This window comes from Oleiphilus sp. HI0125, assembly GCF_001635355.1.
On sequence record NZ_LWGF01000518.1, the window covers coordinates 1 to 20,439 of the forward strand.

The window sequence follows — 20,439 nt, forward strand, 5'->3', positions numbered from 1 at the left end:
ACAGCGCTATTGATCGCATTGTGGGTCGGCCCTCATATGATTAATAAGCTAACAACGCGTCAGATTGGTCAGTCGGTACGTGACGATGGGCCGCAATCTCACTTGAGTAAAGCAGGTACGCCGACAATGGGCGGTGCCTTGATTCTCGTAGCCATCGGCATTGCAACGTTGTTATGGGCGGATCTTAGTAATCGCTATGTATGGATCACTTTGTTTGTTTGTCTTGCATTTGGTGCGATCGGTTGGGTCGACGATTATCGAAAAGTGGTCGAGAAAAACTCAAAAGGTCTTCCGGCTCGTTGGAAATATTTCTGGCAATCTGTTGCTGCGATTGTTGCTGCTTTCGCCTTGTATTTAACAGCAGAACTGCCGCAAGAAACTGCGCTCATTATTCCAGTATTCAAAGATGTGATCTTTGATCTAGGCCCTGGCTTTATTGTGCTGACGTATTTCGTATTAGTGGGTACCTCAAATGCGGTGAACTTAACAGATGGGTTAGACGGTTTAGCCATTATGCCAACGGTGCTAGTCGCTGGTGCGTTGGGCATCTTCGCATATGTATCTGGTAATGCTGTATTCGCAGACTATCTGCATATTCCTTTTGTCCCTGGTTCCGGTGAGCTCGTTGTATTTTGTGGCGCGATGGTCGGCGCCGGTTTGGGCTTTTTGTGGTTCAACACCTATCCGGCACAAGTTTTTATGGGCGATGTTGGCGCCTTGGCTTTAGGTGCAGCTCTAGGAGTGGTGGCAGTTATCGTTCGACAAGAGATCGTATTGTTCATTATGGGTGGCGTGTTCGTAATGGAAACGATCTCCGTAATCTTGCAAGTGGCCTCGTACAAGTTGACCGGACGTCGAATCTTTCGCATGGCGCCTTTGCATCACCACTTTGAATTAAAAGGTTGGCCTGAGCCGCGGGTCATTGTTCGTTTTTGGATTATTACTGTAATTCTTGTGTTAATTGGTTTAGCGACACTTAAGGTACGTTAAGAGAATGAGTTTGATTGCTTCTGACAAGCATAGTTTAGTGTTGGGTCTTGGTGAGACCGGGCTATCTTGTGCGCGCTTTTTAAAGCGAATTGGGCGGTCTTTCTCCATGGCAGATACCCGCCAAAACCCGCCGAACCTAGACCAAGTTAAAAACATGTACCCAGATGTGGCGATTTCACTCGGAGAGATTGCTGATGATGCCTTATGTAATTATTCAGAGCTGATTCTGAGTCCTGGTCTAGATCCGAAATACCCTGCTATTCAAAAAGCTAAAGACGCTGGCGTAGCAGTCCGCGGTGACATTGATCTGTTTGCTGAACATGTAAATGCACCAATGATCGCGATTACAGGATCAAACGGTAAAAGTACGGTTACGACCCTAGTTGGAGAAATGGCTGCAAATGCGGGCATCAATGTTCGTGTTGGCGGTAACTTAGGAACTCCTGCATTAGATCTTCTCGAAGATGACGTTGAGCTTTACGTGATGGAGTTGTCTAGTTTTCAACTAGAGCTCGTTAATAAACTCAATGCCGACGTCGCTTGTTTACTGAATATTAGCGAAGATCATATGGATCGCTATGACAGCAAAATGGCTTATCTACAAGCTAAACAACGAATTTTTAGAGGCGCGAAAACGGTTGTCGTTAATGACGATGAGGCGCTGAGCCAGCCCTTGCAAGCGCAAGGAATGAAGATCCTTCATTATGGCCTCAATAGTTTAGATCTTAATAAATTTGGTTTTTCAGATGAGCGCCTTGGCGCAACCTTGATGCATAGTTTTGAGAGTCTCATTGACGTTTCAGAATTAAAGATCGCCGGCAAACATAACTACAGTAATGCACTTGCGGCTCTCGCGATGGGGTATGCGGCAGGCCTACCATTTGATGCGATGTTGAATGCCTTGAAAAACTTCATAGGTCTAGAGCATCGGTGTGAGTGGGTGAGACAGCTTAATGGCGTGACCTTTATTAATGACTCTAAAGGCACTAACGGTGGCGCAACGGCCGCAGCGATTGCTGGGTATGGCCCGCAATTGGCGGATGGTGGAAAGGTTATATTAATCGCTGGCGGTGACGCCAAAGGCGCGACACTTCATGAGCTCAAAAAACCTGTCACAGAGTTTGCACGCTCGGTTATCGCTTTTGGGGTCGATGCGAATGTAATTGCTGAAGCCGTTGAATCAATCCTTCCTGTTACGATTGTAGATACGCTGAGGGCGGCTGTTCAGTTGGCAAGCGATACAGCAGAAAGTAATGATTTAGTGCTGTTTTCGCCAGCATGTGCAAGCTTCGATATGTATAAGAATTTCGAAGTGCGTGGCCAAGCATTCAAGGATGAGGTGGCCCAATTATGAGCACTCATGCGGGAATGTTAAATCAGCAGCAGTTGCAGTTTGGAATGATGATCGACAAAGGGCTCATTATTTCGGCTTTAAGCCTTCTTTTGATCGGTTTAATTATGATTGCGTCTGCTTCTATTGATGTTGCAGATGTGCGAAATAATGACCCATTCTTCTATTTTACACGTCATGCAACTTTTGCATTGATTGGCTTGGTTGCAGGCGCGATTGTGTTCATGATGCCGATTAGTTTCTGGCAGAAACATGCCTTTTATTTACTCGGCGCTTCTTTGTTCTTGTTAGCGCTAGTGTTGTTACCCGGAATCGGAAAAACCGTTAATGGTAGTACACGCTGGATCGGCTTAGGTGGCATTAATATCCAGCCTTCTGAACCTGCGAAGTTATTGCTCGTTGCATATCTAGCTGGATACCTGGTTCGACGTCATGACGAAGTCAGACAGTCTTGGTGGGGTTTTACTAAGCCTATGTTAGTGCTCACTATCGCGGCTTTCCTCTTGCTTAGCGAGCCTGATTTTGGGGCGACCGTCGTAATAGGCGCTGCGTTCATGGGAATGATTTTCTTGAGTGGTGCGAAGCTGCATCAATTCGGTGTTCTCGTTGTCGCCTGCTTATTAATCGTAGTGGCTTTGATTTGGTCTCAACCGTATCGCATGGAGCGATTAATTGGTTATACCGACCCGTGGGCAGATCAATTTGGTGCAGGTTATCAGTTAACACAATCTCTGATCGCTTTTGGTAGAGGTGAAATACTTGGCGTTGGGCTAGGTAATAGCTTGCAGAAGCAGTTTTATTTGCCAGAAGCTCACACCGATTTTGTATTCGCTATTCTTGCGGAAGAATTCGGACTGATTGGTTCTTTAGTCGTCGTCGCATTATTTTCGTGGTTGATTTACCGCGCATTCAAAATTGCACGTGTGGCTGAAAAAGCAGGGCTGCTTTTCCATGCTTATTTCTCATATGGCATCGCAATACTACTAGGCGTTCAAGCAAGCATTAACTTGGGCGTGAACATGGGCTTATTGCCAACTAAGGGCTTGACCTTGCCCTTGGTGAGTTATGGCGGAAGTAGTTTGATTATAAGCATTGCTGCTATCGCGATTTTGTTGCGCGTTCATCATGAAACCCCCCATGCAAGAATAGGAGAGTCTTCATGAAAACGTATTTGATGATGGCTGGCGGAACAGGTGGTCATGTATTTCCTGCTCTTGCAACGGCTAGAAAGTTACAAGAGCAAGGGGCGAATGTTGCTTGGCTTGGATCTAATGGTGGTTTCGAGCAGTCGGTCATTGAGAAACAGGGCATACCCTTTTATGGCATTAGCGTGAGCGGGCTAAGAGGCAAAGGCAAGCTTGCTGTTTTAAAGGCTCCATTCAACTTGGTGCATGCCTTAATTCAAGCTTTTGGTGTTCTCAATAAAGTGAAGCCGCATTTGGTCGTGGGAATGGGTGGATTTGCATCTGGTCCTGGGGGCCTTGCAGCTAGATTGTCTGGTCGCCCATTGGTCGTTCATGAGCAAAATGCCGTTGCGGGAATGACGAATCGGATCTTGGCGAAGATAGCCAAAGCCGTGTATGAGGCTTTTCCAAATAGCTTTGGTTCTGCCGTGAGAGCAACACTAATTGGAAATCCGATTAGGGAAGAAATTGTTGCGTTGAACCAGTCTAGTAACGACAAAAAATGGGATGCGTCGCGTCAACCGCGCATATTGGTTGTAGGTGGTAGCTTAGGTGCTCAGAAGTTGAATGAAGTCGTACCAGCGGCGATGGCTCTGCTAGATCAAAACACACGCCCAGAAATAATCCATCAATCTGGTAAAGGTAAGCTAAAAGCGACGCAATCGTTGTACGAACAACTAGATGTGCAAGCTAAAACCACAGAATTTATTGACGACATGGCAGATGCCTATTCATGGGCTGATCTTGTTATTTGCAGAGCAGGGGCACTCACGGTTTCTGAGTTAGCTGCAGCGGGCTTGGGCGCAGTGTTCGTTCCATTTCCGCATGCGGTTGATGACCATCAAACTTTGAATGCGAAGTCATCTGTGGATGCAGGTGCTGCGCATATGATTGCACAATCTGACTTGACTGCTGAGAGATTAAACAAGGTATTGGTTCCTCTATTCGAAGATCAAAACTCGATGCGAAATATGGCAGCCGCCGCGCTTAGTATTGCGAAACCAAATGCAGCGCGAGACTTAGCGGAAGAATGTGGGAGGCTTGCTCGTGTCTGAAGTTTCAATCACTAAGAATATTGAAATACCTGAAATGCGCAGAATTAAGCGAATTCACTTTATCGGAATTGGCGGCTCTGGCATGTGTGGTATTGCAGAAGTATTGCTGAATCAAGGGTATGAAATTAGCGGTTCTGATATTCAAGAAAGTGCGACAACACGCCATTTAACTAACCTAGGTACACAAGTATTTATTGGCCATCGCGCAAGCAATGTTGATGGTGCGAATGTCATTGTTGTCTCAAGTGCTATCAACGAAGAAAATCTTGAGATTATGGCAGCTCGCTCTGCGCGCATTCCGATTGTGCCTCGCGCTGAGATGTTGGCCGAAATAATGCGATATCGTCATGGTATCGCGATTGCCGGAACGCATGGTAAGACAACGACAACAAGTTTGATCGCGTCGATTCTTGGCGCTGGTGGTATGGATCCAACTTTCGTAATTGGTGGGCGTCTGAATAGTGCCGGCACAAACGCGAAGTTAGGCGGGTCGAGATATCTTGTTGCAGAAGCAGATGAGAGCGATGCGTCTTTTTTACATCTCACCCCAATGGTTTCTGTCGTCACCAACATCGAAGCAGATCATATGCATACCTATGGCGGAGACTTTGGTCGGCTAAAGCAAACCTTTGTAGATTTTCTGCACAATCTTCCGTTCTATGGCACCGCCGTGATGTGTATAGATGACCCAGTCGTCGAAGAGTTAATTCCATCCATCTCACGTGCAGTCATTACCTATGGCTTTCATGAGTCTGCAGATGTGCGAGCCGAAAATGTCAGACAAAGTGGACAATTAACGAGTTTCACGGCGATTCGTGCGGGAGATAAGCCAGATTTAGAAGTTGATTTGCAAATGCCAGGTGAGCACAACGTCCTTAATGCATTGGCAGCCATTGCTGTTGCAACAGACGAAGGCGTTGCTGACGATGCAATCTTGTCGGCTTTAGCAGATTTTCAAGGCGTGGGACGTCGCTTCCAGTTGCAAGGTAATTTCCAGATTGAAGAGAAGTCGTTCATGTTGGTGGATGACTATGGGCATCATCCGAGTGAAGTGGGCGTGACCATAAAAGCTATTCGCGATGGTTGGCCTGAAAAACGTTTAGTGATGGTGTTTCAACCACACCGTTATAGCCGAACGAGTGACCTGTATGAAGATTTCGTACGCGTCCTGTCAGAGGTTGATGTGCTGATCATGTTGGATGTTTACGCCGCGGGTGAAAAGCCAATTCCAGGAGCAGATAGTCGCGCGCTTTGTCGAAGTATCCGTCAGCGTTCTGGCTTAGATCCGATCTATGTCGAGGATACGGAAGAGCTCGAATCTGTGCTTTTAAATCTCTTAGATGAAAACGACCTCGTAGTAACGCAAGGTGCTGGTAATGTAGGACAGATTAGTCTGAGCCTTGCTCAGTCATTTAAAGCGAAGGAGGGGGCATGACAACATCGTTTATCGCAGATTCAGCCCTTGTTGAGTCTTTAGGTAAAGTAGCGGTCGTTTGTGGGGGTTGTTCTGCCGAGCGCGAAGTATCACTCAATAGCGGTGAAGCGGTTTATCGCGCGGCACTTGAGGCTGGAATCGAAGCAGAATTAGTCGATTATCAAGGTGATATTAACGCTTTGATTGGGCAGGGTTATGACCGCGTGTTTCTAGCGTTACATGGCCGTGGCGGCGAAGACGGAGTGATTCAAGGCGTTCTTGAAGCAGTTGGAATTCCTTATACCGGAAGCGGTGTGATGGGCTCTGCGTTAGCTATGGATAAATTGCGCAGCAAGTTACTTTGGCAAGGGCGCCAATTACCGACACCAACATTCGGATATGTCGACGAAATGAACCCTAAGCTTGTCGTGCAGCTGGTGAGCTTGATTGGATTTCCAATGGCGGTGAAACCCTCAAGAGAAGGTTCGTCAATTGGTGTATCAAAAGTGAGTGAGCAGTCTCAGCTAGATGCCGCTTTACAAAGTGCCTTAGCGCTTGATCAAGAAGTCATTCTTGAAGCGTGGGTAGATGGCAAAGAATTTACAGTCGGCATTTTAGGAGAAGAGACTCTTCCAGTTATTGGTCTGAATACGACAGCGACGTTTTATGACTACGAGGCAAAGTATAAATCTGATGAAACTGAGTACTTTTTGCCAAGTCGTTTGAGTCCAGAAGATGAGCAACACATTGCGTCATTATCGCAACAAGCATTCGATGCCTTGGGATGTGAAGGTTGGGGTCGAGTGGACGTGATGCAAGATCGAAATGGCAAGTTTTGGTTATTAGAAGTGAATACGATTCCAGGGATGACTGATCATAGTTTGATACCTATGGCTGCAAGGCATAAAGGAATAGAAATGCCTGAGTTGGTAACAGAAGTATTAAAACAAACTTTGCATGTTGGAGGCTTAGCGTGAGTGCGGCAACCATGAGTAAATCCACAATGGATATGAAAGCAAAATCGAGTAGTACACGCCAAATATTGACAAATCAGGGTGTTTGGAAGGCTTATTGTGTTGCGGCGGCGCTGTCAGTATCAGTCGTCATATTTGCCTATTTCAGCGATCAGATTGCTGGGGTGGTTGATCAGCCAATAGAGCATTTCGAGGTGTCTAGTTCATTCAATGAGTTGAGTAAACATGATGTATCAAATGTGCTCGAACCTTTTATTGGGCAGAGTTTTTTCTCGATTGACATTCAGCAAATTCAAAAAGAATTAGAAGCCTTGGCATGGGTTGAATCTGCAGTGATTCATCGTAAATGGCCAAGTGCGGTTGGTGTGCAAATTCAAGAGCAAATTGCCGTGGCTAACTGGGGGCATGAGTCTTACTTAAATAGCAAAGGGGAAGTGTTTACTCCCTCAACAACTGAGCGAGCTGATGGCCGTCCATTATTTAATGGTCCTGAATCGGCAAGCTTAAGAACACGAACAGAAATGCTTACTTACATGGCCGACATTGAAAGCAAGTTAATGGCGTGGGGGCTTAGTGCTGACCAGTTAGTGTTGAATGAGCGTGGCGCATGGAGCTTAGGGTTGGCGAACGGTCCGGTGATTGAGCTTGGTACCGATACAACAGAGAACCGCCTTGAGCGAGCGTTAAAGGTTTATCAAGGCTTGCAAGTGGATGCGCAGGCAGCGGTAGAAAGATTAGATGCACGATACACCAACGGTGTTTCTGTGCGCTGGAAAGAATTGGAAGTCGCATCAGGTTATCAATACAGCGGTAACCCAGTGCACCAATAAAATATAACGAACTGTGGGATAAAGAAATGGCAAGCAACTTCGATGACAGCTTGACCGTAGGGTTAGACATCGGCACTTCGAAGGTCGTCGCGATCGTGGGTAAGCGTGGCGAAGACGGGAGTGTTGAGATCGTGGGTATTGGATCTCATCCTTCGCGTGGCCTTAAACGTGGTGTAGTCGTAAACATTGAAACGACAGTGAATGCCATTCAGAGAGCAGTAGAAGAAGCAGAATTAATGGCAGGTTGTAATATTCATTCTGTCTACGCTGGCATTGCGGGGAGTCATATTAAGAGTCTGAATTCACATGGCATTGTCGCTGTGAAAGACCGGGAAGTGGTGCAGGCGGATATCGATCGCGTGATCGACGCAGCACAAGCCGTAGCGATTCCTGCAGATCAAAAAGTGTTGCACATATTGCCACAAGAATACGTTATCGATAGCCAAGAGGGCATCAAAGAGCCGCTTGGAATGTCGGGGGTGCGTTTAGAAGCAAAAGTGCATCTTGTTACATGTGCAGTGAATGCCTCACAGAACATTGAGAAGTGTGTTCAGCAGTGCGACCTAGATGTCGATGACATTATTCTTGAGCAATTGGCGTCCGCCTATGCAGTGTTAACGGATGATGAAAAAGAGCTAGGCGTTTGTGTTGTAGATATCGGCGGAGGTACGACCGATATGGCGATATTCACGGGTGGTTCGATTCGCCACACTGCCGTTATACCGATCGCGGGTGATCAGGTTACTAATGATATCGCGATGGCATTACGAACTCCGACTCAGAATGCTGAAGAGATAAAAATTAAGTATGCCTGCGCGCTTACGCAGTTAGCGGGAGAGGGTGACACGATCAAAGTGCCTTCGGTTGGGGATCGTCCTCCGCGAGATTTATCTCGCCAAGCATTGGCGGAGGTTGTTGAGCCGCGTTATGACGAATTATTCACTCTTGTTCAACAAGAATTGAGACGGAGTGGTTTTGAAGATTTGGTTGCCGCAGGCGTTGTATTGACCGGCGGCACATCAAAAATGGAGGGTGTTGTGGAATTGGCAGAGGAAATTTTCCATATGCCTGTGCGCTTAGCAAGTCCACAAAAAGTGACAGGATTGTCCGATGTAGTAAACAACCCAATGTATGCAACAGGTGTTGGGTTACTTATTTACGGGTTGAATCAGAAAGAAGCAGGTGCCATTCCGGGTACTAAATCAGCTCCGGCGGAAGGGGTAGTGAGTAAGCTTAAAAACTGGTTTACCGGTAATTTTTAAAACTAAAAAAGTATTAGAAACAACTAGCAGATTGAAAAATTATAATTAGGAGATAGGGTGATGTTCGAGATTGTTGAGAATATATCGCAAAACGCGGTGATCAAGGTCGTAGGTGTTGGCGGAGGCGGCGGTAACGCTGTTCGACACATGCTGACTGGCGATGTTGATGGTGTTGAGTTTCTGTGTGCGAACACAGATGCGCAAGCACTTAAAGACCTTGATGCGAAATCTATTATTCAGTTAGGCAGTACCATAACAAAAGGTCTTGGTGCAGGCGCTAACCCAGAAGTGGGTAAGCAAGCGGCCTTAGAAGATCGTGAGCGTATTGCAGAGTCTTTAAAAGGCGCTGACATGGTTTTCATCACTGCCGGAATGGGAGGTGGTACTGGTACTGGTGGTGCGCCGATTGTGGCAGAGGTTGCTCGTGATATGGGAATTTTAACGGTTGCTGTTGTGACTAAGCCGTTCCCATTTGAAGGTAGTAAGCGAATGAAGATCGCAGACGCGGGTTTAGCAGAACTTGCTGAAAACGTAGACTCTCTGATCACCATCCCTAATGAAAAGTTACTTGCCGTTCTTGGTAAAAATACAAGTTTGCTTGATGCGTTTGGTGCTGCAAATGACGTGTTGCAGGGTGCCGTTCAGGGTATTGCGGATTTGATTATTCGCCCTGGTATGATCAACGTTGACTTTGCAGACGTGAAAACTGTTATGTCTGAAATGGGCATGGCGATGATGGGCACAGGTACTGCGTCAGGTGAAAATCGTGCACGTGAAGCAGCCGAAGCAGCTATTCGCAGTCCGCTATTAGAAGACATTAACCTTCAAGGTGCGCGCGGTATTCTAGTGAATATTACTGCAGGTCTTGATTTGAACTTAGGTGAGTTCTCAGAGGTAGGTAGCATCGTTGAAGAATTTGCGTCGGAATCAGCAACAGTGGTTGTAGGTACGGTTATTGATAATGAGATGACCGAAGAGCTTAAAGTGACTGTTGTTGCAACAGGTCTTTCAAGTGTTGCTGATAAGCCTGTGAAGGTTGTCGATAATACTGCGCCTAAAGCAGTGGATGGTAAAACAGACTACAACAAGTTGGATCGCCCAGCAGTGAGTCGTCGTCGCGCAGTTGCCGAAACTCAGGGTAACGCGGCGGTAAGTCAAGATGTGGCGCCGGCTCCGAGTGTCGACTATCTTGATATCCCTGCATTTTTGAGAAGACAAGCCGACTAAGGCTACGCTTCAAATATGACAGCTTAACGACACTTTAGACAATCTGCTTGGGAAACAAGTGGTCATCTGTTAGTATGCGCCTGTTTTTTTGGCCAGAGGGCCAACAATAGGAATATACAATAGGCGATTTTAAGTACGCATATGATTAGACAACGCACACTCAAAAACACTATTCGCGCAACGGGCGTGGGCTTGCATTCAGGTAAGAAGGTATATTTGACCTTGAAGCCCGCACCGATCGACTCTGGCATTGTTTTCATCCGTACGGATCTGGAACCAAATGTGGAAATAGTCGCTCGCGCAGAGAATGTTGGTGAGACCATGCTATCTACTACGCTAGTTAAAAATGGCGTAAAAGTAGCAACGGTAGAGCATTTGCTATCAGCGATGGCTGGCCTCGGTATCGATAATTGTCGTATCGAATTGAGCTCAGAAGAAGTGCCTATTATGGATGGCTCCGCGGGGCCTTTTGTTTTCTTGATTCAGTCCGCCGGAATTCAAGAACAAGATGCTGCAAAGAAGTTTATTCGCATTACTCGTGAAGTTACGGTTGAAGAAGATGGCAAGGTAGCGACTTTTGTTCCTTTCGAGGGCTTTAAGGTTGGTTTTTCTATCGACTTTGACCACCCAGTTTTCAAAACGCGTAGTCAGCAAGCGAGCATCGATTTCTCTAGCACATCTTTTGTGAAAGAAGTAAGTCGAGCTAGAACTTTCGGATTTATGCAAGATATTGAACGCTTACGTTCTATGAATCTTGCTCTCGGAGGTAGTGTTGATAATGCGATCGTTGTAGACGATGACGGTGTTCTTAACGAAGACGGTTTGCGTTATGACGATGAGTTCGTTAAGCATAAAATACTTGATGCGATCGGTGATCTTTATTTACTTGGTAATAGCTTAATCGGCGAATTTATTGGTAATAAGTCAGGGCATGACTTGAACAATAAATTGCTACGCAAGTTGATTAAAGAAACTGATGCGTGGGAAGTTCAAACTTATGAAGACGCGAGCACGGCTCCTATCTCCTACATGAAACCGGTGCTTGCCGCTTAACTTTCCATTAATTAGAGCGACTGTTTAGTCGCTCTAATGCCTCATCTAGCCGCTGTTCAGTGGTCTTGTTGTTAAGTTCTGGTCGATCTTTCAACTTCACCATCTTGTTGTACGTTTTCTTTTTCGTAAACGGTCTTATTTGTATTTTAATGCTTTGAACTCTCGAGGCGCCAACACGCATTTGAAGTGCTTTAAGTGTTTTGTCTTGCTCAAAGCGAAAGCGTGTTGCAATCGCTGCTGAGCGACAATGCAAAATTAAACACTGGTCTTCGATTCCTGCAACAATCAACTCGCCTCGTAATAATTCTGGCAAGCATTCATCTAAACGATCTTCGATGGAATCATGGTGCGACGCTTGGGCTAGTATTTGCTTCAATGCCCGCGATTTTTTAAATGTACGCTCGTGACTCAATACATCGCTGAGGCGTTTATGTTTGGGTTGCGGTTTATAAGGCATTGATTTAATTCTATTGAAGTTAGGTATCCTGTCGGCTACAGGTTATACTTTCAGAATTAAGTTTAAGCAATTATTTCTTAGCATGAATATTATTATTGTTGGAAAGCGCCATGGTCAATCGCGAAGCCTGAAGCTTGGGTCAGGTTCGGTGGCGATGTTGGGTGCAGGGTTCTGTCTATTTGCTTTAGCGCTCTTTGGTTCAGGCCTCTATCTCGCACATAGCTATTATGGGGAACAAGACGGGCTTGTGGATGCGCGCGTCAAAGCAGCTTGGGCTGCAACACTTGCCGAACAGAAGGCTGAGTTAAAACAATTGCAGGAGCAAAGTCGTCAACGTTTGGATGCATTGACTCTTAAAATGGGTGATATGCAGGCGAGGCTTTATCGATTAGATGCCTTAGGTCAGCGTTTAACGGATGTTGCTAAACTAGAAAATGGTGAATTCGACTTTGAGTCACAACCTTCAGTTGGTGGCCCTATCCCAAGCGAATATTCCGAGTCTTATACCGTTCAAGGTTTTGAAACGGAATTATCAAACCTTTCTCAAACCATTTCTGATCGCGAGCAGCAACTAGCGATTATGGAACAGCTTTTCCAGCAAAAGGATATCGCAAACCAGGTCTTTATTGCTGGTCGCCCAATTAAGTGGGGTTGGATGTCTTCACCATATGGTTATCGTAGTGATCCCTTTACTGGAAAGCGGACTTGGCATGCAGGTGTTGATTTCGCAGGGAAGGACGGCAGCGATATCATTTCTGTTGCTGCTGGTGTGGTGACTTGGTCAGGCGATCGATACGGTTATGGCAACTTAGTTGAAGTGAATCATGGTAATGGTTACTCGACACGCTATGCACACTGTAAAGAGTTACTGGTTAGTGTTGGCGAGGTTATCGAGAAAGGCCAAGTGATTGCTAAGATGGGAAGTACCGGTCGTTCAACTGGTCCACATGTGCATTACGAAGTGTTGAAAAATGGCCGCACAGAAAATCCTAAGAAATTTATTCATCGTGCAAATCGTGGTTAGTAAAGTCTAAATCAACAATAAACATGACTTAATTAGCACATAGCCCTCGAAGGGTTTGCCTATCCCTCTTTATACCTTAGAATGCTCGGTGCGATAGCCGAGATGTATTTCGCCTTGAGTTTAATAAACTTGGCCTCACATCTATACCTTCAAATATCCATAATACGAATTAATAACACAGTAGAATCTTATGTTTTCATCGGCACTAACCAAGCTTTTCGGAAGTAAGAATAAGCGTGAGCTTAAACGCATGGGCAAAGTCGTTGCTCAAATCAACGCACTAGAAGAATCCATGTCGTCATTGAGTGATGATGCGCTTAAAGCGAAAACTACCGAGTTTAAGGAGCGGGTAGCTAACGGTGAATTACTAGACAAGCTTTTGCCTGAAGCGTTTGCAGTTGCTCGTGAAGCCGGTAAGCGTGTCATGCAAATGCGTCATTTTGATGTGCAGCTGATTGGCGGCATGACACTCCATCAGGGCAAAATTGCTGAGATGCGTACAGGTGAAGGTAAAACGCTAGTAGCGACCTTGCCTGTGTATTTGAATGCTCTTTCTGGCGAAGGCGTCCATGTTGTAACGGTTAACGACTACTTAGCAAAACGTGACTCTAAGTGGATGGAACCTCTATATAACTTCTTAGGTTTAAGTGTTGGGGTTGTATATGGCGGTCAAGAGCCTGCAGAAAAGAAAGCAGCTTATCAGTGTGATATCACCTATGGGACTAACAACGAATTTGGGTTTGACTATTTGCGCGATAACATGGCGTTTAGTGCCGAAACAAAAGCGCAGCGTGGTTTAAACTTCGCGATTGTTGATGAGGTTGACTCGATCCTTATCGATGAGGCGAGAACACCTCTTGTTATTTCAGGCCCTGCCCAGGACAGCTCAAAGCTATACAAAGCAATTAAAGGAATCATCCCGCTATTGAAGAAAGCGGAAGTCGGTGAAGATGGGAAGCCGTTAGATGACGGTCACTTCATTCTTGATGAAAAAGCGAAGAGTGCTGAACTCACTGAATCTGGTTTAAGTTATCTAGAATCAGTGTTTATTGAGCACGGCTTGTTGCAAGAAGGTGATAGCCTTTATGCGCCTGGTAACCTTGTTCTGCTTCATCACACTTCATCGGCATTACGTGCCCAACATCTGTATCACAAAGATGTTGATTACATCATTCAAGACAAGCAAATCGTGATTATCGATGAACATACCGGCCGTACGATGGCAGGTCGTCGATGGGGCGAAGGGCTTCATCAGGCGATTGAGGCGAAAGAAGGCTTAGCGATTCAAGCAGAGAGCCAAACTCTCGCATCTACTACCTTCCAGAACTTCTTCCGTATTTACGACAAGCTTGCTGGTATGACTGGTACGGCGGATACCGAAGCGTACGAATTTAATCAAATATACGGGCTAGACGTGGTTGTTATTCCAACGAATAAAACTATTGCTCGTATTGATCATAACGATCTTGTTTATTTAACGCAGGAAGAAAAATTCCAAGCAATTATTGATGAAGTTAAAGCAGTTGTTGCAGCCCAACGCCCAGTACTTGTTGGCACAGCGAGTATTGAGTCGTCTGAATATTTGTCAGGTTTGCTGAAAAAAGCAGGTATTAAACATAGCGTTCTGAACGCAAAGCATCATGCTCAAGAAGCTCAGATCGTTGCGCAAGCAGGTCTTCCAGGTACGGTCACGATAGCGACCAACATGGCGGGCCGTGGTACCGATATCGTTCTTGGTGGTAACTGGGAAGCTGAAGTCAAAGCGCTCAAAAACCCTGATGACACAAAAATTGAAAAGATTAAAGTAGAGTGGAAAGCACGTAACGAAGCCGTGAAAGAGGCTGGTGGTTTACACATACTTGGTACTGAGCGACACGAATCTCGCCGTATCGATAATCAGTTACGTGGTCGTGCTGGCCGTCAGGGTGATCCAGGTAGTACGCGTTTCTTCTTGTCTTTAGAAGATAACTTAATGCGTTTGTTTGCTTCAGATCGTGTTCGCAACATCATGCAAGCATTAGGTATGGATAAGGGCGAAGCGATTGAACATAAGATGGTTAGTAACGCGATTGAGAAGGCGCAACGTAAAGTCGAAGGGCGTAACTTTGATATTCGTAAAGCGCTTCTTGAATATGATGATGTTGCTAACGATCAGCGTACAGTTGTCTATGAGCAGCGTAACGAGGTAATGGCCCGCGATGATATTAGTGATATCGTCGGCGCGGTTCGTGAAGAGATCGTGAACGAGGTTGTGAGTGATTTTATTCCACCGCAAAGTATCGAAGACATGTGGAATATTCCTGGTCTTGAACAAGCCTTGAAAGCGGAATTTGCAATCGAGTTACCCGTTCAAGAATGGTTGAAGGCTGATGACAATCTGCACGAAGAACCATTGCGAGAGAAGATTCTTGAAGCGGTTGTTGCTAAGTACAAAGAAAAAGAAGGGACCGCTGGCTCAGAGTCAATGCGTGCTTTTGAAAAGCAGGTCTTTTTACATATTCTTGATACTTTATGGAAAGAACATTTGGCGTCAATGGACCACTTACGCCAAGGCATTCATTTACGTAGCTATGCGCAAAAGAATCCTAAGCAAGAGTATAAGCGTGAAGCATTTGAGATGTTCCAAGATATGCTTGGGCGCTTGAAGCATGAGGTTGTAAAGGTAACAAGTCATGTTCGTATTCAGTCCGAAGAAGAGCTTGCTGAGATTGAGCGTCAGCGTCGCGAAGAGCTTGCTCGTCAATTAGGTGCAGCACAAACGCAGCATGATGCTGCTCCTGGTTCGGAAGAGGAATCAAATCAATCTGAAGAGTCTAAGGCTGAGCCTATGACGCGTGATGGTCGTAAAGTTGGTCGTAACGAACCTTGCCCATGTGGTTCAGGTAAAAAATATAAGCAATGCCACGGCCGCATTACGTCTTGAGTTGTTGAGGAAGTGTTATGGCTGTAGGTGCTGATTTTTTTCCTGAAATGCCTCCAATCAAAGGACTAAAGATTGGTGTGGTTGAAGCGGGTGTCAGATACGCAGATCGAAAAGATCTCGTTCTATTTTCTGCTGAAGCGGGTTCTCGTGTTGCAGGTGTGTTCACCAAGAATGCATTTTGTGCAGCGCCGGTTCATATCGCTAAAAAGCACTTATCGATTATTCAGCAGCAAGACCAGCCATTTAGCCTTTTAATCAATACAGGTAACGCGAACGCGGGCACAGGTGAGCAAGGTTTTATTGATGCGCAGGCATGTTGTGAAGCGATTGCCGAACAGTTTTCTTATAGTGCTGAGCAGGTACTGCCATTTTCGACAGGTGTGATTGGTGAAAAGCTTGCTGAAGATCGAATTTGTACCGCTGCGCCATCATTAAAAAACGCTTTGAATGATAAGGCTTGGCATGATGCAGGCCTTGGCATTATGACAACAGATACGCGCCCAAAAGGCGCTTCTGTTCAGCTAGAATATGCTGGCAAAACCGTGACCATTAACGGTATTAGCAAAGGCGCTGGCATGATTAAGCCGAATATGGCGACGATGCTTTGTTTTATCTCGACAGACGCTAAGCTTCCGCAAGATCTCTTAAACGAACTTTCTTCTGAGTTGGCGGATCGGTCTTTCAATCGCATTACTATTGATGGTGATACTTCGACAAATGATGCTTGTATGTTGATTGCGACTGGCCAAGCGATGGATGTTGAAATATCAAAAAACGATGCTGATTACGCATCCTTCAAAACTGCTTTGTCAGATATCTATCTTGAACTTGCTCACGCGATTGTTCGCGATGGCGAAGGTGCTACTAAGTTTGTCACTATTCAGGTTGAGCAGGCGAACAGTGCTAATGAAGCTCTCGATTTAGCCTATACCATTGCTCATTCTCCTCTCGTTAAAACCGCCCTGTTTGCGAGTGATCCAAACTGGGGACGTATTTTGGCCGCGTTAGGACGTGCGCCTATTGATAACTTGGATCTTGATAAGGTCCAGATTTATTTGGGTGACGTATTGTTGGTTGAGAATGGGGGGCGTGCTCAGAGTTATTCTGAAGAGAAAGGACAAGCGATCATGGATCAAGAAGAGATTCTTATCAGACTTGTTCTGAACCGAGGCTCAGCTAATGAGACAGTATGGACAACTGACTTGTCTCATCAATACGTCACTATCAACGCGGAATATAGAACCTAAGGTATGTCGGGCACTAAACGTGTTCATGTCGCGGTTGCGGTAATTCGGCAACCCTCAAAGCACGGTGCTAATATCTTGATCAGTAAGCGTGCTGACGATGCTCATCAAGGCGGCCTCTGGGAATTTCCCGGCGGGAAAGTCGAATCTTACGAGACGGTTCAACAAGCTCTTAAGCGAGAATTAAACGAAGAGCTTGGAATAGATATCAGGTCTGATATCTCTCCTTTAATTCAAATTCGTCACGACTATAGCGAAAAGCACGTTTTCCTCGATGTTTGGAATGTTGATGGCTTTGAAGGAGATGCGCGTGGGTGTGAAGGCCAGCCTTTGCAATGGGTGTCTCCAACCGCTCTTTCAGACTTAGATTTCCCAGAAGCGAACAAGCCGATTATTGACGCGGTTTGTTTGGGGCGTCGTTATCTTATTACGCCTCAATTTGATTGCTATGAAGATCTAGCTTCATATCTATCACAAGCAGAATCCAAGGGTTTTGATCTTATACAGTTGCGACAACATCATCTTAACGATGAGCTTTATATTTCGTGGGCTAGCAAGTTATACCAACAATTTCCAAATGTTCGTTTGGTGTGGAATAGAACGTTAAGCGTCATGGCTTCTCTTCCTGGAGATGCTTGGCATTTGAACGCGGAGCAGGCGCGGCAGGCTAAGCATGAGGGCTATAGCCTTCCATATTTGTTTGGTGTTTCATGCCATTCAAAATCTGAATTAGCATTGGCAGAGAGTGTTGGTGCAAACTATGCTCTATTGTCGCCGGTTCAACGGACACAATCACACCCAGATGCAGAACCATTAGGGTTAGCTAATTTTGAAGCCTTGTTAGAGGGGTGCAATATTCCCGTGTATGCGCTTGGCGGAATGAGAGATGAGCAATTGGGTGAGGTAATTCGTGCTGGCGGACAGGGCATTGCTGGTATCAGCACATGGCAAACGATTATAGAGGGAACGCGTTAATGGAAAATAAACTAACGCATGTCAATGAATCAGGTAATGCGCATATGGTTGATGTGTCGGGGAAGGCAATAACTGGACGTATTGCTATTGCAGAGGCTTATGTTGACATGAAGCCTTCAACCTTATCATTGATATTGAGTGATCAGATTGAAAAGGGCGATGTGTTAGCAGTGTGCCGAGTTGCAGGTATTATGGCAGCTAAAAAGTGTTCTGAACTTATCCCCTTGTGCCATGGTTTAAATTTAAGTGCTGTGAGCATTGATTTTGAGCCGCAAGACGTCAACGATTCGGCGCGCTTACGCATTGTTAGTACATGTAAGTTGAATGCGCAGACAGGTGTTGAGATGGAAGCGTTGACAGCTGTTAGCGTTGCTGCGCTGACTGTTTATGACATGTGTAAAGCTGTTGATAAAGCGATGCAAGTTAATGGCGTTCGATTGTTAGAAAAGCATGGCGGTAAGAGCGGCAGTTACTACGCAGACAATTAAATGCACTGCCAGTAATGGCATTAAAACACACGACGGTTCGAAACTAGAGACAATCTATGACTCAGACTAATCAAACGAATACAGCGCTAGTTGATCCTTTTGGACGAAAGATTAACTATTTGCGTTTGTCAGTTACTGACCGTTGTGATTTTCGCTGTGTTTACTGCATGGATGAAGAGATGACATTTGTTCCACGCAGTGAAGTCTTGAGTCTTGAAGAAATGCACCTTCTTGCGCGTGCGTTTGTTGAGCTTGGCGTTCAGAAGATCCGTTTAACAGGTGGAGAGCCCCTTGTTCGCAGTGGTGTCGTGGAATTATGCAAAAACATCGCGTCGATCGATGGTTTGCAAGAATTAGTCATGACTACCAACGGCTCTCAGTTGGCGCGTTTGGCTCCTGAATTAAGAGAAGCGGGTCTAGGCCGGTTGAACATTAGTCTGGATAGCTTAGATCCCGATAAATTTAAAAAACTTACTCGTACAGGTGATTTGCAAACAGTGCTTGACGGCATTCAGGCCGCAAAAAAAACGGGTTTCGACAATATAAAGCTCAATGCAGTCATACTTAAAGGTAGGAACGTTGATGAGGTCATTCCTCTCGTAGATTTCGCTGTAAAAGAGGGGCTTCATCTGAGTTTTATTGAAGAGATGCCCTTAGGTGCAATCAGCGAGCATTCACGTAAAGAAGAGTTCGTGAGTAGTGATGAGCTCAAACAGATTATTGCGAGTCATTACCCTTTAAGTGAGCAAGTTGATAATTCGGCGACTGATGGTCCTTCGCGATATGTGCAAGTCCTTGGAAGTTCCTCAAAAATTGGTTTTATCTCTCCGCATAGTAATAACTTTTGCTCAGCCTGTAATCGTGTTCGCGTGACGGCTGAAGGTCGACTATTGTTGTGTCTTGGTAATGAGCATTCTGCAGATCTGAAGCAGGTGATTAGACAAACAAACGGAGATATTGACGCCTTGAAAACTGCCATCATTAAGGCTTTAGATCTCAAACCTGAACGTCATCATTTTGATCTTAACTATGATCCTCAAATTTTACGCTTCATGAATGCGACAGGCGGTTAGAACTTGCTGCAAGCTAGAGTGTTTTTTGTGCTACAATCCGCGGCGATTTTTTTAGAGGACTGTTTGTGAGCATTCGTTTTGTAGAAAGTTGTCGTTTGCCAACACCTTTTGCTGTGTTTGATATGCATGGTTTTGAAGAGATTGAATCAGGGCAAGAACATGTTATTTTGAGTCTTGGTGATGTCGGTAATGGAGAGCCCGTTTTAGGTCGAACCCACTCAGAGTGCTTAACTGGTGATGGTTTGTTTAGTATGCGCTGTGATTGCGGCTACCAGTTAGAACAGGCACTCCAAAGTATCGCAAACGAAGGGCGCGGTGTGCTGATGTACTTGCGTCAAGAAGGCCGTGGTATAGGTCTTTTGAATAAGATTCGAGCGTACCATTTGCAAGATCAAGGTGCGGATACGGTAGAAGCAAATGAGCAGCTTGGTTTTGAAGCAGATTTGCGCGATTACAGTATTTGCGGCCCTATGCTGAAGCATCTTGGCGTTCAGTCACTAAAACTAATGACCAACAATCCACGGAAGGTAAAGGCGCTTACTGAAGCTGGTATTGACGTTGTTGAGCGTGTGCCTTTAGAGGTTGGACGCAATCCTCACAACGATGGTTACTTAAATACGAAGGCGAGTAAGTTAGGGCACTGGTTGAAAACGCATCAAGACGATGACTAGTGCGTGTCTATGGTGTTTTATCTAGCTTAATAAAAGCCTGAATTTTTGTTTGCGCGCCACATTTTATGGCGCGTTTTGCTTTCAGGTTTGGGATTTAAAGCGCATCTAGCTTCTGTTGAATTCTTTCTTCTATGCCTTTGGCATCCAATCCGCATTGTGCGAGTAAGTCTTCCGGCTTACCATGATCTACAAACTCGTCAGGCAAGCCCAAGTGTAATGTTTGGGTGTTGATTCCGTTTCTCGA

General features: G+C 45.5%; 18 protein-coding genes. 17 read left to right on the plus strand and 1 reads right to left on the minus strand.

All coding sequences use genetic code 11. From position 1 onward, the window contains the following. The 10 genes from mraY to lpxC all read left to right on the plus strand — a co-directional run. A partial coding sequence (gene mraY, locus A3762_RS06505) for a phospho-N-acetylmuramoyl-pentapeptide-transferase (protein ID WP_068754577.1) occupies positions 1-990 on the plus strand: 990 nt, incomplete at its 5' end. Between the two features lie 4 nt (positions 991-994). Further along, positions 995-2,344 carry a UDP-N-acetylmuramoyl-L-alanine--D-glutamate ligase gene (gene murD / locus A3762_RS06510; protein WP_068754579.1) on the plus strand — a complete coding sequence of 450 codons (1,350 nt, stop codon included), beginning with the start codon at positions 995-997 and terminating at the stop codon, positions 2,342-2,344. Next, positions 2,341-3,504, plus strand: a complete 1,164-nt coding sequence (gene ftsW, locus A3762_RS06515) for a putative lipid II flippase FtsW (RefSeq protein WP_068754580.1) — start codon at positions 2,341-2,343, stop codon at positions 3,502-3,504. The genes murD and ftsW overlap by 4 nt, the downstream gene beginning before the upstream one ends. Beyond that, positions 3,501-4,580 (plus strand): undecaprenyldiphospho-muramoylpentapeptide beta-N-acetylglucosaminyltransferase, encoded by a 1,080-nt coding sequence (murG, locus tag A3762_RS06520; protein ID WP_068754582.1) that lies wholly within the window; start codon positions 3,501-3,503, stop codon positions 4,578-4,580. Before ftsW ends, murG begins: the two co-directional genes overlap by 4 nt. 34 nt (positions 4,581-4,614) lie before the next feature. Then, positions 4,615-6,015: a UDP-N-acetylmuramate--L-alanine ligase gene (murC, locus tag A3762_RS06525; RefSeq protein ID WP_068754602.1), complete on the plus strand. Its 1,401-nt coding sequence runs from the start codon at positions 4,615-4,617 to the stop codon at positions 6,013-6,015. Further along, entirely contained in the window at positions 6,012-6,971 is a 960-nt protein-coding gene (locus A3762_RS06530) for a D-alanine--D-alanine ligase (protein WP_068754584.1), read from the plus strand. The genes murC and A3762_RS06530 overlap by 4 nt, the downstream gene beginning before the upstream one ends. Beyond that, on the plus strand, positions 6,968-7,798 hold the full coding sequence (locus A3762_RS06535) for a cell division protein FtsQ/DivIB (protein ID WP_068501891.1): 831 nt from the start codon (positions 6,968-6,970) through the stop codon (positions 7,796-7,798). Before A3762_RS06530 ends, A3762_RS06535 begins: the two co-directional genes overlap by 4 nt. Positions 7,799-7,824: 26 nt before the next feature. Continuing rightward, positions 7,825-9,060: a cell division protein FtsA gene (gene ftsA / locus A3762_RS06540; RefSeq protein WP_068477427.1), complete on the plus strand. Its 1,236-nt coding sequence runs from the start codon at positions 7,825-7,827 to the stop codon at positions 9,058-9,060. Between the two features lie 60 nt (positions 9,061-9,120). Further along, on the plus strand, positions 9,121-10,287 hold the full coding sequence (gene ftsZ / locus A3762_RS06545) for a cell division protein FtsZ (protein WP_068754586.1): 1,167 nt from the start codon (positions 9,121-9,123) through the stop codon (positions 10,285-10,287). Positions 10,288-10,428: 141 nt separating this feature from the next. Next, entirely contained in the window at positions 10,429-11,340 is a 912-nt protein-coding gene (gene lpxC / locus A3762_RS06550) for a UDP-3-O-acyl-N-acetylglucosamine deacetylase (protein ID WP_068477424.1), read from the plus strand. A 7-nt stretch (positions 11,341-11,347) separates the two neighbouring features. On the opposite strand, the gene A3762_RS06555 is transcribed toward lpxC, so the two are convergent. After that, positions 11,348-11,797 carry a DciA family protein gene (locus A3762_RS06555; protein WP_068754588.1) on the minus strand — a complete coding sequence of 150 codons (450 nt, stop codon included), beginning with the start codon at positions 11,795-11,797 and terminating at the stop codon, positions 11,348-11,350. Between the two features lie 82 nt (positions 11,798-11,879). Here A3762_RS06555 and A3762_RS06560 point away from each other — a divergent pair, with 82 nt between their 5' ends. The 7 genes from A3762_RS06560 (at position 11,880) to ribA (ending at position 20,195) form a co-directional block, all read left to right on the plus strand. After that, entirely contained in the window at positions 11,880-12,821 is a 942-nt protein-coding gene (locus tag A3762_RS06560; RefSeq protein WP_068754591.1) for a M23 family metallopeptidase, read from the plus strand. A gap of 190 nt (positions 12,822-13,011) precedes the next feature. Further along, complete coding sequence (gene secA, locus A3762_RS06565) at positions 13,012-15,744, plus strand: preprotein translocase subunit SecA (protein WP_068754593.1); 2,733 nt, start codon at positions 13,012-13,014, stop codon at positions 15,742-15,744. A gap of 17 nt (positions 15,745-15,761) precedes the next feature. Continuing rightward, entirely contained in the window at positions 15,762-16,991 is a 1,230-nt protein-coding gene (gene argJ / locus A3762_RS06570) for a bifunctional glutamate N-acetyltransferase/amino-acid acetyltransferase ArgJ (protein ID WP_068754595.1), read from the plus strand. Between the two features lie 3 nt (positions 16,992-16,994). Beyond that, a complete protein-coding gene (locus tag A3762_RS06575; RefSeq protein WP_068754598.1) occupies positions 16,995-17,963 on the plus strand; it encodes a Nudix family hydrolase in 969 nt (322 codons plus the stop codon). Beyond that, positions 17,963-18,451 (plus strand): cyclic pyranopterin monophosphate synthase MoaC, encoded by a 489-nt coding sequence (gene moaC / locus A3762_RS06580; protein WP_068754600.1) that lies wholly within the window; start codon positions 17,963-17,965, stop codon positions 18,449-18,451. Before A3762_RS06575 ends, moaC begins: the two co-directional genes overlap by 1 nt. Before the next feature lie 56 nt (positions 18,452-18,507). Next, a complete protein-coding gene (gene moaA, locus A3762_RS06585; protein WP_068477414.1) occupies positions 18,508-19,524 on the plus strand; it encodes a GTP 3',8-cyclase MoaA in 1,017 nt (338 codons plus the stop codon). 65 nt (positions 19,525-19,589) lie between these two features. Next, positions 19,590-20,195 carry a GTP cyclohydrolase II gene (gene ribA, locus A3762_RS06590; protein WP_068477412.1) on the plus strand — a complete coding sequence of 202 codons (606 nt, stop codon included), beginning with the start codon at positions 19,590-19,592 and terminating at the stop codon, positions 20,193-20,195. The last annotated feature ends 244 nt before the right edge of the window (positions 20,196-20,439 follow it).